The organism is Phycisphaera sp. (assembly GCA_025916675.1).
Classification (GTDB): Bacteria; Planctomycetota; Phycisphaerae; order Phycisphaerales; family UBA1924; genus JAHCJI01.
The window spans coordinates 1,396,255-1,409,786 of sequence record CP098402.1 but is presented as its reverse complement, the minus strand read 5'-3'; the positions used below and the strand labels follow the sequence as shown (position 1 = coordinate 1,409,786).

Genomic DNA, 13,532 nt, shown 5'->3' with positions numbered 1-13,532 from the left:
GACCCGCGATCTGGATCACGCAAAATGTGTGAATCTTGGCCATCTACCCAACGGCAGACGCGATCGCGGCCCGTACGGATCGTTCGCTGGTCTCCGCGTTGAGCGTGGGCTCGTGGTCGCCCGCACCGCTCTGGCTGGGCAGCATCGGCACGTGAATGAAACCGGCCCGCTGGCCTGGAGCCGCGTGCAGCAGGGCGTGGAAGAGAACGGCGTTGCACAAGAACGTGCCCGCCTCGTGGCTGGACCCCGCCGGTGCATCTGCATCCTGCATTGCTTCCACCGTCGCGTCGACGTCGATGCTCGCTGCGAGAGCGAGCGGTGCCCCGTCGACGAGCGGCGAAGGCCCGCGTGACACGCCGTCGTTGTCGGGGATGCGGCCCTGGCCAAAATTGAGCGCGAACCGTTCCACGGTCACACGGGGTCGCTTACCGCTCTGGCCCATGAGCAGGACGAGGCTGGGGCGGTGCTGGTCTAAGAGGCCGCGGAGCGTTGGCCAGCTTCCCGACCAAGTGACCGGAAGGAGCCCCGTGAACAGGTTGATGCCCGACGGGGGATCGGCGGCCAATCGCTCGGCCACCACCTTTGATGGGTTGTCGTTGCTTCCGCCGAAGGGCATGAAGCCGGTTACGAGCACACGGGGTTTGGCCATGTCTCATCCTTGGCCGCTCGGACGCGCAATGATCGGGCCGTGAGCTTCCCCCTCGAAGACTGGCAGACCTACGCGAGCAGCGGACCAGCGCCCGAGCTGTTGGCCGTGCCCTTGCAGCCGACCGTGGCCGACCTCGCGGCGTTGCGCAAGACCTGGCCCCAGGGCGTGGTGGCCGTGGCTGTGGAGAACGCGCGGGCGCGGAACCGGGCGGCGAGCAAGTTCGACGCCACGTTTGCCCGCCGGCTGTTCGCGGACGAGCAGGGCGTCATGGTCGCGTCGTCCTTGCTCGCTGCCAAGCACAAGGCGGCACGATTCGCCCAGACCAACGCTCCGGCTTTCGACCTGTGCTGCGGCATCGGGGCTGACGCGTGCGAATTCGTACGTTCTGGCGTGGACACACTCGCTGTGGATCGGGACCCGGTGAGGGCGTGGATGGCTGAGGCCAACGCGGGCTGCCCATCGGAGGTTGGCGACGTGGGCTCGGCGGCATGGCTGGATCGCATCGCCGATGGCCTGGTCCATCTTGACCCCAGCCGCCGAGACAGTTCCAAGCGTCGCCACGACTACGAGGCATACCGCCCCGGGCCGGCGATCATCGAGGCGATCATCGGTGCGGCGGCCGGCACATGCGTGAAGCTCGGGCCGGGCGTCGATCTCTCGCTGTTGCCCGAGCCGGAGGGCTCGCACCTCGAGTTCGTCAGCGAGCACGGTCGATTGACGCAGGCGTTGCTGTGGACGGGCGTTCTTGCCGCGACCGCGGCTTTGCCCGAAGGCCACCGACGCGCCACGCTGCTGCCCTCGGGCGAGTCGTTCAGCGCCCAGCCAGGCCCGCTCATCGACGCCGACGAGTGGTACGACTCGAACGGCCCGGCGACCCCTGTGCTGGACTACCTCTACGAGGCCGATCCAACGCTCGAACGCCCCGGCCTGCTTGGCCCCTTCGCTGGCACGCTCGGCGTGCGCCCGATCCACCCGGCTGTTGGGCTGCTCACGAGCGAGAACAAGATCGAGAGCTCATGGCTAACCACATTCGAGGTGCTCGACACGATGCCGTGGCGAACCAAGGCCGTTCGCTCCCGGCTTCATGAATTGGGCGCGGGCGTGGTCGCGGTCAAGACCCGGGCCAAGCTGGTCGACCCCGACGCGTTGCAGAAGACCCTGCGTGGCAAGGGCGACGAGCCGCTGGTCGTGTTCATCTTAAAGCTGGGGCAGAAGGCGACGACGATCATCGCCCGGCGTCTTGGCTGATCGTCACCCATCCAGATGCCACGCCGCGCCGCATTCGGGGCAGATCGTCAGACCATCATCCCGCGGGGAGAGGCCGTCCATGTCGTAGCTGCACCCCGGGCAGCATCGCATCACGACGCACCAGCCCCGCTCGCCGCGCCAAAGTAATCGATAGGCGATCGGGCACAGCGCAACGACGAGCGACGCGATGACGGTCAGGCTCACCGGGGTGAACGACCAGTGCGGGATGTTTGGCTTGAGAAACCACGACATGCCCTGCATCACGACGATCACCGGAACGCTAACGACTCCCAAAGCCGCGTAGACTGCCAGCCCACGTCGAGTATCCGCGGCACGCCGCTGCGCCTTGGGCCGCGACCGCCACACAGCCTTTCGGCTCTGCTCGTCGCCCCGCCGCTGAACGCGGGCTCCCGAGTCGTCCCATACACGCCCATGGATCACGCCACGGCTCCGTTGGCCTTGGGGTCAAGGGTTCCGCACTCGGGGCACATGCCATTTCCGCCCGCCAAGTCATACCCGCAGGCGATGCACCGGTTCTGGTGGCGTCGCCTCGAGAATCTCAGCCCACGGATCGCCAACACGACACCAAGGAGGGTGGCCGCGTACACCACCGTGTTGCCGACGAGCCCGCTCCAACGCGGCAGCAACGGGATCCCCCACTCGCGACCGCGATACGTGACACGCTCGATGCCACGCCACGGTTGGACGACTCCGTGCGGGCCGGTGATGCGTTGGAAGGCCCACGTCGCGCGCAGCGGGAGACCCACAGCTATAACGGTCGCGACGGTCGTTTGGTCGCCGGTCGCCCGGCGGACCATCGCGTTGGGCGTTCGCCTGGGCATGTCGGAGAATCCATCGTCGAAGAAAAGCTCGTTGTCCAGAGACGAGCACGCCCATGCCCGCCACAGGATCGTCCGCGTCTGCATGACCTGATGCCCGCGGCCGCAACTCGCCCGCCCGGCTGGCCAGCGCGTGGCGTCGTAATAAGTCGTTGTCGAACCGTGGTTGGCTCGCCACGTCCCCATGCCGATGCTCGCCGCGTTGGCCGCTACCCCCACCACCACGCTCACCAGCACGAGCCGCCAGCCCAGGATGCGAGGGGGTCGCCGGGACATCGCGGGCATCCTAGTTGGGTGGCGGCGTCGTCCCACACTCGGGGCAACCGTGGCGACCTTCGGCCCGGGCTTCCAGTTCCACAATCGGATGGCCGCACGCCACGCCGTTGGCGCGCCGTGCCGATGGGGTCAGGCGGCCATCGCATGCTCTGGCGGTCGCAGCAGCATCGGGCCCTTCTCGCCCAGGGATTTAGCCGCGTCGCTCCGGTCGGCCTTGGCCAGGGACAGGGCCTCGGCCAGCTCGGCGTCGGTCGGTGCCAGCGGCGCGAGCGATTCGCTCAGCACGGGGCCGACCACGGCGCGGGCCATGGCACGCCCGCCCACGCACGCGCGGTGTATCGTCTTCACGACCAGGGCCGCGGCCGCCAGCGTGGCCAGCGGCCACCACCATTGCCCGCCCACGAATCCGCCCAGCGCGAACACCGTCGCGACGATGCCCGCCAGCACGAGCAGCGCGGTGCCCGCCTGCCCGGGGCCCTGGGCCCGCGCTTGCTCGGCGGCATAGTCGGCGAGCTGGACGCGGTCGACCAGCGCCGCCAGCCGCTCGTCGCATCCCGGCTGGAGCGCTCCGACCTCGGCATCCTCGGCTCGCATCGCCTCGGCGTCTTCCGGCGCTGTGGGGCACGTGGCCTCGATAAGCTCGTCGAGGGGCTTCCAACGCTTGACCATCTCCGGCGGCCTGTCGCCCAGCGCGTGCATCGGCCGGGGCGGGCGGGCGAACACTCGGGCCAGCACGCCCGGCTTGCGCTCGCGGGCATCGCGGAGGTCCAGCCCCACGCGCTGGCCGCGGCCGATGGGCAGGAACCACAACCTGGATTGCCGCCGGGCCTCCCAGACCTCGAAGGCCATGGCGCGCCGGCGCAGCGGGCAGGCCATGGCCGTGTGGCCGATCCGGCGGTGCATCAGGTGGGTATCGATGATGATGATGAACATACCCGTCTATCGGCCTGCCCAGCCGGGCTCTTGATGCGTTATCGGGATCGCACGCTCCCACGGCCGGGAGTGATTTGCCGGGCCCCAAATCGGACCGGGAGGCGGCCTCCGCGAGCATCCGCGGCCCGCCCTTTCGGCCTTGGAGCCACTTGCGACCTTCGTCCGACGCGAAGGTTGCGAGTGTCATGAAGAGGATCCCTCAACAGAGTCGTCAAGCCTCCACGCCGCGCCGCACTCGGGGCAGACTCGGCGGCCATCGTGCTCGAGTTCGATCTTGGAGAGGCGGTACACGCAGCCGGGCACAGACCCAGGCGCATCCAGCCACGGCGGTAGAGGCGGAGGGCCGTGGGCATGTGGCATTCGAGCGTGCCAATAACCGTTGTCAATACCCAGATTCCGATTAGGCCGCCAGGCGAACACGACGAACACTAGGGCGAACCAGACCGACATGAGCGTCTTGGAGATCCCAAGCAACCGCACACGCGGCCTGATCCAGTTCTCTTGGAATCACACACTCGAACCAGATCCCGGAGCGACCGCCCGCCCGGGGTCGATCGCCAATAGATCCGTGTTGAGCCCGTCGTACTCGATCGTAATCGAGCCGTCGGCCATGGCGGTCTCAAGAGTTTGGCCGAGAGCTTCGCTCGTTCTCCGACCGGCTTCGGCTGCGTCCAACACATGCAGGCCGGCCTGCGTCAGACTCACGAACGCCATACATGTTGCGATCACAGCCATGCGCTTCGTCCGGGCTCGATCGGTGTTGGCCACGAGCGCTCACTCCCGCCCGATCGGGGCGTAGATGTCCTCGGGCACGGGCTTGCCCTCCTTGGCGGCCAGGCCGCGCACCACGATGTCGTCGGCATCGTCGCCCATCAACTCGGCCATCTGCTCGGCCGAGGCGGCGCCGCGCTCGGTCAGGGTGGCCAGGTCGACCAGCCAGCGGCCGTCCTCGTAAAGCAATGGCATGGTCGTCGGGTTGGTGCGCCCGCCCAGGCTCATGGTGATCTCGGCTTGCTCTGGCTCGGCCAAGCCCTCGGGGAGCAACTCGACCGACTCGACCATCACGGCGGCGATCAATTCGCTCTCGATCCAACCATGATCGATGGCCATCTTGGCGAAGGCATGTGGCGTGATCGTGCGCAGAACCCCGGGCTCGACGCGCACGCGCACGGCGAAGACCATGAAGCGGTCGAAGAAGGGCAACGCCTCGATGGTGGCGCGATCGGCGTCCAGGGCCAGATCGATGTGGCGTTGGACCAGATCGAAGTACGACGGATGCACGTGCTCGAGCGCCTCCGCCCCCATGCCCGAACTGGCGTTGAGGCGGTAGGCGTTGAAGGCGTCCACCGCGGCCGTGTCGGTGCGCGGCTCGGCGGGGGTGGCTTCGGCTTCGGGCGCGGCGGGTTGGGCTTGCGGCGTCGTGGATTCGCCGCAGGCGGCCAGGGCCAGGGTCATAAAGATCGTGGTCAACGCCAAGGGGGCGAGTCTGAGAGTCTGCATATCGGTGTCCTCGTGTGGGCCAAGCCATTCGTGCCCGCGAGCGATCAGTTCCCCAGTTCCCCCGCCCGCCGCGCCGCCGCCAGCACGGCGTCTCGAACCGCGTCGCGCATTCCTCGGGCCTCAAGCACGCCGAGCGCCGCCGCCGTCGTGCCGCCCTTGCTCGTGACGGCGGCGCGGAGCTCGGCGGGGTCGGGGAGTTTTCCGTCCTCTTCAGTAAGGAGCATCTCGGACGCGCCGCGGAGGGTCTGGGCGACGATCGCGCGGATGCTGGCCCCGGTGAGTCCGGCTTCCTGACCCGCCTCGAGCCCGCCGGCCGCCATCGCCTCGGCCAGCAGGAACGCGTACGCCGGCCCGCTGCCCGCCACGCCCGTAAACGCGTCGATGGCGCTCTCGGGCACGTCGTAGACCTCGCCAGCGGCGCGGAAGAGCCGGTGGGCGCGATCCAGGTCTTCGCCGGTGGCGTTCTCGCTCCCGCTGATGGCCGTCGCGCCCATGCCCACCTTCGCCGGGAGGTTGGGCATGGCCCGGACGACCCGGCCCTTGAGTGCTCCTGACAGCCTGCTCGTGGTCACACCCGCCAGGATGCTGATGATGCAGCGATCCTCCAGCATCCGCTCGCCGACGGCCGCGTCGATCTCTTCGGCGACGCCCGGCAGCATCTGCGGCTTGACGGCCAGGAGTACCGAGGCGTCGTCGTAGGGCAAGGCCTCGAAGGCGGCGGCGATGGACTCCACCGCGTCGATCGAGGGGGCCATGGCGCTCAGGGCCTTCCGCTTGGTCTGATCTGGCTCGGCGACGATACAGGGTCCGTCCAGCAGGTCGGCCTTCGCCGCGCCCGCCAAGATGGCCCCAGCCATGGCCCCCCCGCCGATGACCAGGAGCGGGCAGACGTCGACATGTTTGGATGCTGGGCTCATGGCACACGGTACGGCCCGCCACTACGATTGGCCGAATAGTCACGGAGACCACATGGCCAGCTACTACACCCTCGACTTCGAGCAGCCCCTGCGCGCCCTGGACGACGAGATCGGCCAGCTCAAGAGCCGCGTCGACGCCCTGACCAGCGGGGCCAGCCCGTCGGGCTCGGGCGACCCTGCCGAGTTGGCCGAGGCCGAGCACGCGCTGGCCGATCGCCTGGCCCGCCACAGCCAGACCATGGCCGAGCTCTACAAGCAGCTCAGCCCGTGGAACACCGTCCGCGTCGCCCGCCATCCCGACCGTCCCCAGGGGCGCGATTACATCGAGGCATTCTGCCGTGACTTCGCCGAGCTCCACGGGGACCGGCGCAGCGGGGAAGATCCCGCCATCGTCACCGGCTTCGGCCGCATCGGCGACTTCAAGTGCATGATCGTGGCCCACCACAAGGGCCGCGACACGCAGGAGAAGCTCCGCTGCCACTTCGGCTGCCCGCACCCCGAGGGCTATCGCAAGGCCATCCAGAAGATGCAGATGGCCGCCAAGTTCGGCGTGCCGATCGTGACGTTCGTCGACACGCCCGGCGCGTTCCCGGGCCTGGAAGCCGAGCAGCGCGGCCAGGCCGAGGCCATCGCGTACAACCTCCGCGAGATGAGCCTGCTGCCCGTTCCCATCGTGTCGATCGTCATCGGCGAGGGCGGCTCGGGCGGCGCCCTGGGCATCGCCGTGGGCGACCGCGTGGCCATGCTCCAGCACGCGTGGTACTCGGTCATCAGCCCCGAGGGCTGCGCGGCGATCTTGTGGAAGCAGGCCAACGAGCGGACCAACAGCCAGGCGGCCACCGCCCTCAAGCTCACCGCCCGCGACAACCTGGAACTGGGCGTGGTCGACGCCGTGATCGACGAGCCCGCCGGCGGGGCCCACCGCGACACCGCCGACGCCGCCCGCCGGCTCGAGCAGTGGATCGTGGCCCAGCTCGAGGCCCTGACCGAATTGGGCACCGAGGACCTGCTCGAGCAGCGATACCAGCGGTACCGCAAGCTGGGCAGCTACGGCGTGGTCGAACGGGTCCCAGCGGGACCCGAGGAGGCCGATCAGGAGGCCTAGCGAGCCGCCAGCCCTACCCCCGCCACCCATTTTGACGCCGAGCGAGAGGCCTCCTACTGTTGGCGTCCTTCGGCCGGCGGGCCCGCGCGGGCTTGCGCCAGTTCCCTCTCCTCCGGCCCTTACCGGAGCCCAGGTGGCCAAGAAGAAGACCAGCACCTCCAAGTCCTCAACCGCGGCCAAGGCCAAGGGCGGTCGCGCCGCCACATCGAAGAAGACGAAGAAGAAGCCCTCCGCGAAGACCACAACGAAGAAGGCGACGGCCCCGAAGCCGAGCGCCGCGGCGGCCAAGAAGACCTCCAAGAAGACAACCAAGAAGCCCCCGGCAACGAAGACGACAAAGAAGACCACAACGAAGACCTCGAAGAAGACAACCAAGAAGGCGGCTCCGAAGAAGGCGCTCGCCAAGCCGGCATCGACGCCCACCCAATCGACGACCACCAAGAAGAAGGCCTCGTCGAACAAGCCCGCGTCCACCAAGGCCGCCTCGTCGAGCAAGCCCAAGAAGGCCGCCCCTCCGCCACCACCACCGCCTCCACCACCCCCGCCGGCGAACGCCAAGGGCAAGGACGCGCCCAGCCGTCCGAGCCGGCCCAAGCGGCCCAAGCCGCCGGCGGCCGTCATGCCCGAGGGCATCGGCGGGCTCCTGAGCCCGGGTGGCCCGGCGCCCAAGCCGCTGATCTCTTCGTCCGATCGCCGCGCGGTCGAAGCCAAGGCCGAAGCCGAGGCATACCCGACCAAGAGCCCCTTCGGCAAGCGGGAGCTCGACAAGTTCCGCCAGACGCTGCTGGCCAAGCGCGCCCAGGTGTTCGCCGAGGTCGCCGGCCTCGAGGGCGACGCGCTCACCGGCGGCGGATCGGGCAACCTCAGCCACACGCCCCAGCACATGGCCGACGCGGGCAGCGATGCCGCCGACCAGACGCTCTCGCTCGACCTGGCCGCCGCCGAGCGCAACCTCATCCGCGAGATCGACGCCGCGCTCAAGCGCATCGAGGACGGCGTCTTCGGCCTGTGCGTCCAGACCGGCAAGCCCATCCGCGAGGAACGCCTCGCCGAGCTGCCCTGGGCCCGCTACTCGATCGATGCGGCCCGCGAGATCGAGGGGCGGCGTTAGCCGTGACCCCCACGAAGAGAGCGTCGGCGAAGCAACAACCCGCCAAGGGCACGCCAAGCACACGACCCGCCCACAAACCGGGCCGAGCGGCGTGGCTCTTCCTCTTGATGGTCGTCGCCATCGGCACCGCCATCGATCTGGCCAGCAAGACCATCGCCTTCAACACGCTGGCCGAGGCGCCCGTGGCCATCGATCGCGAAGCGGTCGTCGGCGCCACCGAGCTCCAGGCCCTCATCCCCCGGCACGAACCCACGACGATCATCCCCCGCGTGCTCGAACTGCAGCTGGTCCTCAACCCCGGCGCCGTCTTCGGCATCGGCGCGGGCAAGCGGGTGTTCTTCATCGTCGCCACCACCGCCGCCATCGGCTTCGCGCTGTTCATGTTCGCCAAGTGGACCGGCCGCCGCGACCGCGTCGCGCACGCGGCCATCGGCCTGGTGATCGCCGGTGGCCTGGGCAACCTCTACGACCGCGTCCGCTTCGCCTGCGTGCGCGACTTCCTGCACCCGCTGCCGGGCATGGAGTATCCCTTTGGCATCAGCACCCCCTGGAGCGGCCGCGAGGTCTGGCCCTACGTCAGCAACCTTGCGGACCTGTGGCTGATCATCGGGGTGGCGATATTAGTTGTGTTCCTGTGGCGCGGGCCCCGCGACGGCGTGCCGGCGCGCGAGCCTGACACGGCCGAATAGCCGGCTCTTTCCGAGCCGCGGGCGTGAGCACGCGGACCAACGGCCGAGTATCCGTGCGCCTCGGGCTGTTCCATTGTGTCGAATAAACGTTTCTGGTTCTTCGCCGCTCGGCGGAGCGGAAGACCGCTGCGCCAGCGCTCGACCAACGGGGTTGCTCTTGGGCGCTCGCTTTGCTCGCTTGCGGCCTACCCGGCCGGGCCGCAGAAGCGGCCGCGCCTCTCGCATGCGCTGTCGCTCGAAGACTCGCTCGGCGGATGCTTCGGCGTGGGGCGCTCGTGGTGTTGGGCGGTCGCGGGGGTTCGGGAGGGTGCTCCGGCGCGTTCCGAACGCTCGACGCTGCGGCGGAGCCGAGGACGGCTGCGCCTGCGCTGCGCTCCGTTTGGTTGTTCTTGGGCGCTCGCGTTGCTCGCTTGCGGGCTACCGCCCGGGCTGCAGAAGCGGCCGCGCCTCCCGCATGCGCTTTCGCTCGAAGACTCGCTCGGCGGATGCTTCGGCGTCAAGAGCCCTTGGCGCACGATTGGGTCTTGGACGTTTGCGACGGGGCATCCGAACCAGCCCGTCTTCGGGCGCAGGGCGCATGTCCCCGGCGCGGCCCGCAAGGGCCCGGCCGCTCATGCGGCCGCCAAGGGAGCGAAGCGACCGCTCAAGAACAACCCCGTTGGGGCAGCTCTGGCGCAGCCGTCTTCGGCTCCGCCAGAGCGTCGAGCGTGCAAGAACCGTCGGTAGCGAAACAAAACAACAAGGGGGCCCGGCTCGCACCGGACCCCCTCGCCCAAACAAGGAGCATCAAACTGGGTACATCAAACAAGCACTGCGGCTACGCCGCCTGCCCACCGATCATTGGACCCTCGCTCAGGATCGCCGCCTGGTTGCCCGCGCCATAGCGCACGGTGAAGTACGTGGCGGCGCTGTCCTTGGTGGACGTCTGCGCCGTCACGCGGTACGTGATGGCGGTGCTGGTGTTGGGGAAGCTCTGGTCGACAAAGGCCTTCTCCTTCGCGTTGGTCACGAAGGTAAAGGCGCCCTGGGGAGGGGTGTCCTGCCGCTCGACGCGGTAGGTCACGCCGCTCACGCGGGCCGGGTTGGAGCACTTGAACGTGAAGCGCAGCGCCCCGCTCTCCTCGAGCGACACGCGGAAGTCCGAGGGCGTCGCCGGGGCGGGCGCCTCGGTAGGCGTAGCCGGCGCGGGGATCTCGGCCAGCGTGTACACGCTGGCGGGGTCCGCCGATCCGCGGGCGAAGGTGCGGATCTTGGACACGCGCAGCGACGTGTCCGAGCGCATGTCCTTGAGCTTGGTGTGGTAGTCGCTCGTGGCCGACTTGCTCTGGCTGCGCAGCGCGACCGTCTGGCCGCGCGCCGCGATCGCGGCGTCCAGAGCGGCCTGCATTTCCGTGATGTCCGCCTCGGCCAGGCCTACGGCCGCGGGGTCGGCGCCCCAGGTGGCCAGGTGGTCGGTGAGCCAGAGGATGGCGTCGTCGGGGTTCGGAGGGATGGTGCTCATGAGCGTTGTCCTGTCGCTTCGCCAGCGGGGCCATGCGCCGCGGGCGCGGCGCGGAAGGTATTCCGGGCCTTGGTCAAAGTACGTTTGGCGGGCAGAACGCGCCGAGCCGCCGACGGCTTCAGAAGAAGGACCTGCATCACGCAAGCCTCCGTGCGGCGGGCAGCGAAGCGAACGACGCCAGCGGCGGGCCACGGTTCGAGTCTTCCCGGGCCCGAGTGGCCCGGCACACCCCTGGCATCGGACGCATCGGGCCGGCGATCCAGCCCAATCCGAATGATCCGCAAAGTTTCTCTCTTGGTGGCACGGCGAGATGGGTCCGAGAGGCAAAAAAACGCCACTCAAAGCCCGTGAGGGGAGATCCGAGGTTCCCCACGATGGCAAGGAAGGAGCCCGCCGTGGCAGGTGAGGAGTTCACGGTGGCATGTGAGGAGTTCACGGTGGCAAGGAAGGAACTCGCCGTGGCAGGTTGGGAGTTTGCCGGAACCGATGGATGCGCTCGCGTCGCCCGCAGATCCGCCCCACGTTCTCGTCGATGAGGATCTGCTGGGGATCGTGATCGCAGCAATCCGTGTCAAGCGCGAAACAGCCTCAGGCCGATAGGCGTATGTTCGTATAGCCGCATGGATGCGTGCCGAGCGTCAAAAGGGAGGGAACGGACATGGCCCAGGGATCGACCATCGAGTGGACGAGCGCGACGTGGAACCCCATCGCCGGGTGTACGCCGGTCAGCCCGGGGTGCCTCAATTGCTATGCCGCCCGCATGGCATTGCGGTTGGAAAAGATGCAGAAGGGCACCGGCAAATATGTCGGCACGGCGGGCAAGGCGAGGGATGGCCGCCCCGTCTTCACCGGCCGGGTGAACCTGGACGAGGGCGCCCTCGACCTGCCGCGCTCGTGGAAGCTCGGCCGCACGATCTTCGTCAACTCCATGAGCGACCTGTTCCACGAGGCCGTGCCCGAGGCGTTCGTCGCGCGCGTGTTCCGAGTGATGGCCGAGTGCCCCCAGCACAGCTTCCAGGTCTTGACCAAACGCCCGCATCGCGCACTCGAACTGGCCGCCCGCCTCCCATGGCCGGAGAACATCTGGCTGGGCACGAGCGTGGAGAGCGCCCGGTACTACGAGCGCATCCGCCTCTTGCAGAAGACCCCCGCGCACGTCCGCTTCCTCTCGTGCGAGCCGCTTCTCGGCCCGCTCGCACGCATGCCCCTGAAGAACATCCACTGGGTCATCGTCGGCGGCGAGAGCGGCCCGGGTGCCCGCCCCATGCAGGGCTCGTGGGCGCTGCAGATCAAGAACCAGTGCGAGGAGAAGCGCGTGCCGTTCTTCTTCAAGCAATGGGGTGGGGTGAGGAAGAAGGAGACGGGAAGGGAATTGGAAGGGAGGACGTGGGATGGGATGCCGGCTACGTGAACGGGAGGTGATGAATTGACGCATCAAGCAGATGAGCAGTTCTTCGTCGCTAAGCGATCGTGGTCAAAGCAGAAAGATCGTATCCTCGAAGGCTATCTGTCCAATTATCTTCCCAAGGTCTCGCAAGCGATTGGCAGACCCATACTTGTTGTTGATGGCTTTGTCGGCCCAGGCAAGTTCAGCGACAACTCGGATGGCTCCCCATTATTGATCGCGAGATGTATCGCACGAAGTCGATTCAGTGCTAAACTCATAGCAATAGAAGCTAATGCATCCTTACACAAACAGCTATGCGACACTCTCGGCCCATTCTCGTTCGCCACGGCAAAGCACGGCAGCTTCGAAGAGCATTTGGGCGACATACTGCAAGCATCCAAAACGCATTCCGTCTTCTTGTTTCTTGATCCTTTCGCGTTGAAGGGTCTTGATTTAGCTTCATTGGACCATGTGTTTCGGCTACTTGAGGCCGGCAGCAGCATCGAGTTGCTACTGAACTTCAACGCGTTCGCATTCTGCCGATGCGCTAGGGCCTCACTTAAAGCGCCTCTAGAGATCGATGAGGAGGCGGCACCCGTACCAACGCTGAGCCCAGCCGTTCTCAATACCATTGCTGGTGGAGATTGGTGGCAGGAGTTTGTGGCACCAGATGTGAGCTTTGTAGATCAGGTTGACAACACCATCCTTGGTTTTCGCAAAACGCTTGAAACCCGGTTTAAACATGTACAGTTCTACAAAGTGTTCGCCTCTGATAGCCACCGTATTCCCAAGTACTTTTTAGTGTTTGCCTCACGCAGTGATACCGCACTTAGCCTGATGAATGACGAGGCAGTCAATGCTCGTCGAGAATTCTTGGCCAACGAATACCCAAGAGATTCTGGCTTATTTGATATTGTGCAACTGGAGAAGACAAGACATGGTGCCGACATTGATGCAACGATCCTCGCGGGTGCACGAGAATGGACCGAACGAGGCACACTGATCCAACATGTGATCGAATGCTGGTTTGGCTACTTGCTGCGGAAGGAAATTCGCAGTCGGATCCAGGAGTTGCTGCGAACTGGGCATCTCGCTTCGAAGGACGGACGCACAACCCTCAATGACAACGCTCTGATTCGGCAGTGCGAGCCTCCCCCGTTACTATTCGACTCGTAGCAAAACGAATGCAGCATACTGTCTGCTGGCTCACGCCAGCGGCTCGTTGAAGAATACCTCCGCGCCCTCTGCGACCTCTGCGTTCAATTCTCTTCTTGCGTCCATTCCCCTCGCTCGCGCGAGGGGCTCGTTGGGTCTTGCTTCGAGCCCTTCGCGGCCTTCCCGTTCAACGCTCTTGCTTGCATTCGTTGGTCCGCGTGC

The 13,532-nt window shown here is 67.0% G+C and carries 14 protein-coding genes; 6 read left to right on the top strand and 8 right to left on the bottom strand.

Features of this window, described 5'->3' with window-relative positions; translation table 11 throughout:
- Window positions 1–43: 43 nt before the first annotated feature.
- A complete protein-coding gene (locus NCW75_06110; protein ID UYV13858.1) occupies window positions 44–649 on the bottom strand; it encodes a pyroglutamyl-peptidase I in 606 nt (201 codons plus the stop codon).
- Between the two features lie 39 nt (window positions 650–688).
- Here NCW75_06110 and NCW75_06105 point away from each other — a divergent pair, with 39 nt between their 5' ends.
- Window positions 689–1,897: a hypothetical protein gene (locus tag NCW75_06105; GenBank protein UYV13857.1), complete on the top strand. Its 1,209-nt coding sequence runs from the start codon at window positions 689–691 to the stop codon at window positions 1,895–1,897.
- A 3-nt stretch (window positions 1,898–1,900) separates the two neighbouring features.
- On the opposite strand, the gene NCW75_06100 is transcribed toward NCW75_06105, so the two are convergent.
- The 6 genes from NCW75_06100 to proC all read right to left on the bottom strand — a co-directional run bounded on the left by NCW75_06100 (window position 1,901) and on the right by proC (window position 6,362).
- A complete protein-coding gene (locus NCW75_06100; protein ID UYV13856.1) occupies window positions 1,901–2,170 on the bottom strand; it encodes a hypothetical protein in 270 nt (89 codons plus the stop codon).
- A gap of 164 nt (window positions 2,171–2,334) precedes the next feature.
- Window positions 2,335–3,012 carry a hypothetical protein gene (locus tag NCW75_06095; protein UYV13855.1) on the bottom strand — a complete coding sequence of 226 codons (678 nt, stop codon included), beginning with the start codon at window positions 3,010–3,012 and terminating at the stop codon, window positions 2,335–2,337.
- A gap of 129 nt (window positions 3,013–3,141) precedes the next feature.
- Window positions 3,142–3,945 (bottom strand): hypothetical protein, encoded by an 804-nt coding sequence (locus NCW75_06090; GenBank protein UYV13854.1) that lies wholly within the window; start codon window positions 3,943–3,945, stop codon window positions 3,142–3,144.
- Window positions 3,946–4,452: 507 nt separating this feature from the next.
- Window positions 4,453–4,680 carry a hypothetical protein gene (locus NCW75_06085; GenBank protein ID UYV13853.1) on the bottom strand — a complete coding sequence of 76 codons (228 nt, stop codon included), beginning with the start codon at window positions 4,678–4,680 and terminating at the stop codon, window positions 4,453–4,455.
- Window positions 4,681–4,719: 39 nt separating this feature from the next.
- A complete protein-coding gene (locus tag NCW75_06080; GenBank protein ID UYV13852.1) occupies window positions 4,720–5,445 on the bottom strand; it encodes a hypothetical protein in 726 nt (241 codons plus the stop codon).
- Window positions 5,446–5,489: 44 nt separating this feature from the next.
- Window positions 5,490–6,362: a pyrroline-5-carboxylate reductase gene (gene proC / locus NCW75_06075; GenBank protein UYV13851.1), complete on the bottom strand. Its 873-nt coding sequence runs from the start codon at window positions 6,360–6,362 to the stop codon at window positions 5,490–5,492.
- A 52-nt stretch (window positions 6,363–6,414) separates the two neighbouring features.
- Here proC and NCW75_06070 point away from each other — a divergent pair, with 52 nt between their 5' ends.
- The 3 genes from NCW75_06070 (at window position 6,415) to NCW75_06060 (ending at window position 9,267) form a co-directional block, all read left to right on the top strand.
- Complete coding sequence (locus NCW75_06070; protein UYV13850.1) at window positions 6,415–7,467, top strand: acetyl-CoA carboxylase carboxyltransferase subunit alpha; 1,053 nt, start codon at window positions 6,415–6,417, stop codon at window positions 7,465–7,467.
- Between the two features lie 133 nt (window positions 7,468–7,600).
- Complete coding sequence (locus NCW75_06065) at window positions 7,601–8,578, top strand: TraR/DksA C4-type zinc finger protein (protein ID UYV13849.1); 978 nt, start codon at window positions 7,601–7,603, stop codon at window positions 8,576–8,578.
- A gap of 2 nt (window positions 8,579–8,580) precedes the next feature.
- Window positions 8,581–9,267 carry a signal peptidase II gene (locus NCW75_06060; protein UYV13848.1) on the top strand — a complete coding sequence of 229 codons (687 nt, stop codon included), beginning with the start codon at window positions 8,581–8,583 and terminating at the stop codon, window positions 9,265–9,267.
- 817 nt (window positions 9,268–10,084) lie between these two features.
- Here the strand turns inward: NCW75_06060 and NCW75_06055 are convergent.
- A complete protein-coding gene (locus tag NCW75_06055) occupies window positions 10,085–10,768 on the bottom strand; it encodes a hypothetical protein (GenBank protein UYV13847.1) in 684 nt (227 codons plus the stop codon).
- A 658-nt stretch (window positions 10,769–11,426) separates the two neighbouring features.
- Here NCW75_06055 and NCW75_06050 point away from each other — a divergent pair.
- Both NCW75_06050 and tcmP read left to right on the top strand, forming a co-directional pair.
- Complete coding sequence (locus NCW75_06050; protein ID UYV13846.1) at window positions 11,427–12,179, top strand: phage Gp37/Gp68 family protein; 753 nt, start codon at window positions 11,427–11,429, stop codon at window positions 12,177–12,179.
- 15 nt (window positions 12,180–12,194) lie between these two features.
- Window positions 12,195–13,331, top strand: a complete 1,137-nt coding sequence (tcmP, locus tag NCW75_06045; GenBank protein UYV13845.1) for a three-Cys-motif partner protein TcmP — start codon at window positions 12,195–12,197, stop codon at window positions 13,329–13,331.
- The last annotated feature ends 201 nt before the right edge of the window (window positions 13,332–13,532 follow it).

Excerpts from the sequence above, each read along its gene's own strand:
- NCW75_06110 (UYV13858.1), bottom strand. The coding sequence starts at position 649 with ATGGCCAAACCCCGTGTGCTCGTAACCGGCTTCATGCCCTTCGGCGGA.
- NCW75_06055 (UYV13847.1), bottom strand. The coding sequence starts at position 10,768 with ATGAGCACCATCCCTCCGAACCCCGACGACGCCATCCTCTGGCTCACC.
- NCW75_06095 (UYV13855.1), bottom strand. The coding sequence starts at position 3,012 with ATGTCCCGGCGACCCCCTCGCATCCTGGGCTGGCGGCTCGTGCTGGTG.
- NCW75_06050 (UYV13846.1), top strand. The coding sequence starts at position 11,427 with ATGGCCCAGGGATCGACCATCGAGTGGACGAGCGCGACGTGGAACCCC.
- proC (UYV13851.1), bottom strand. The coding sequence starts at position 6,362 with ATGAGCCCAGCATCCAAACATGTCGACGTCTGCCCGCTCCTGGTCATC.
- NCW75_06070 (UYV13850.1), top strand. The coding sequence starts at position 6,415 with ATGGCCAGCTACTACACCCTCGACTTCGAGCAGCCCCTGCGCGCCCTG.
- NCW75_06080 (UYV13852.1), bottom strand. The coding sequence starts at position 5,445 with ATGCAGACTCTCAGACTCGCCCCCTTGGCGTTGACCACGATCTTTATG.
- NCW75_06085 (UYV13853.1), bottom strand. The coding sequence starts at position 4,680 with ATGGCTGTGATCGCAACATGTATGGCGTTCGTGAGTCTGACGCAGGCC.
- NCW75_06090 (UYV13854.1), bottom strand. The coding sequence starts at position 3,945 with ATGTTCATCATCATCATCGATACCCACCTGATGCACCGCCGGATCGGC.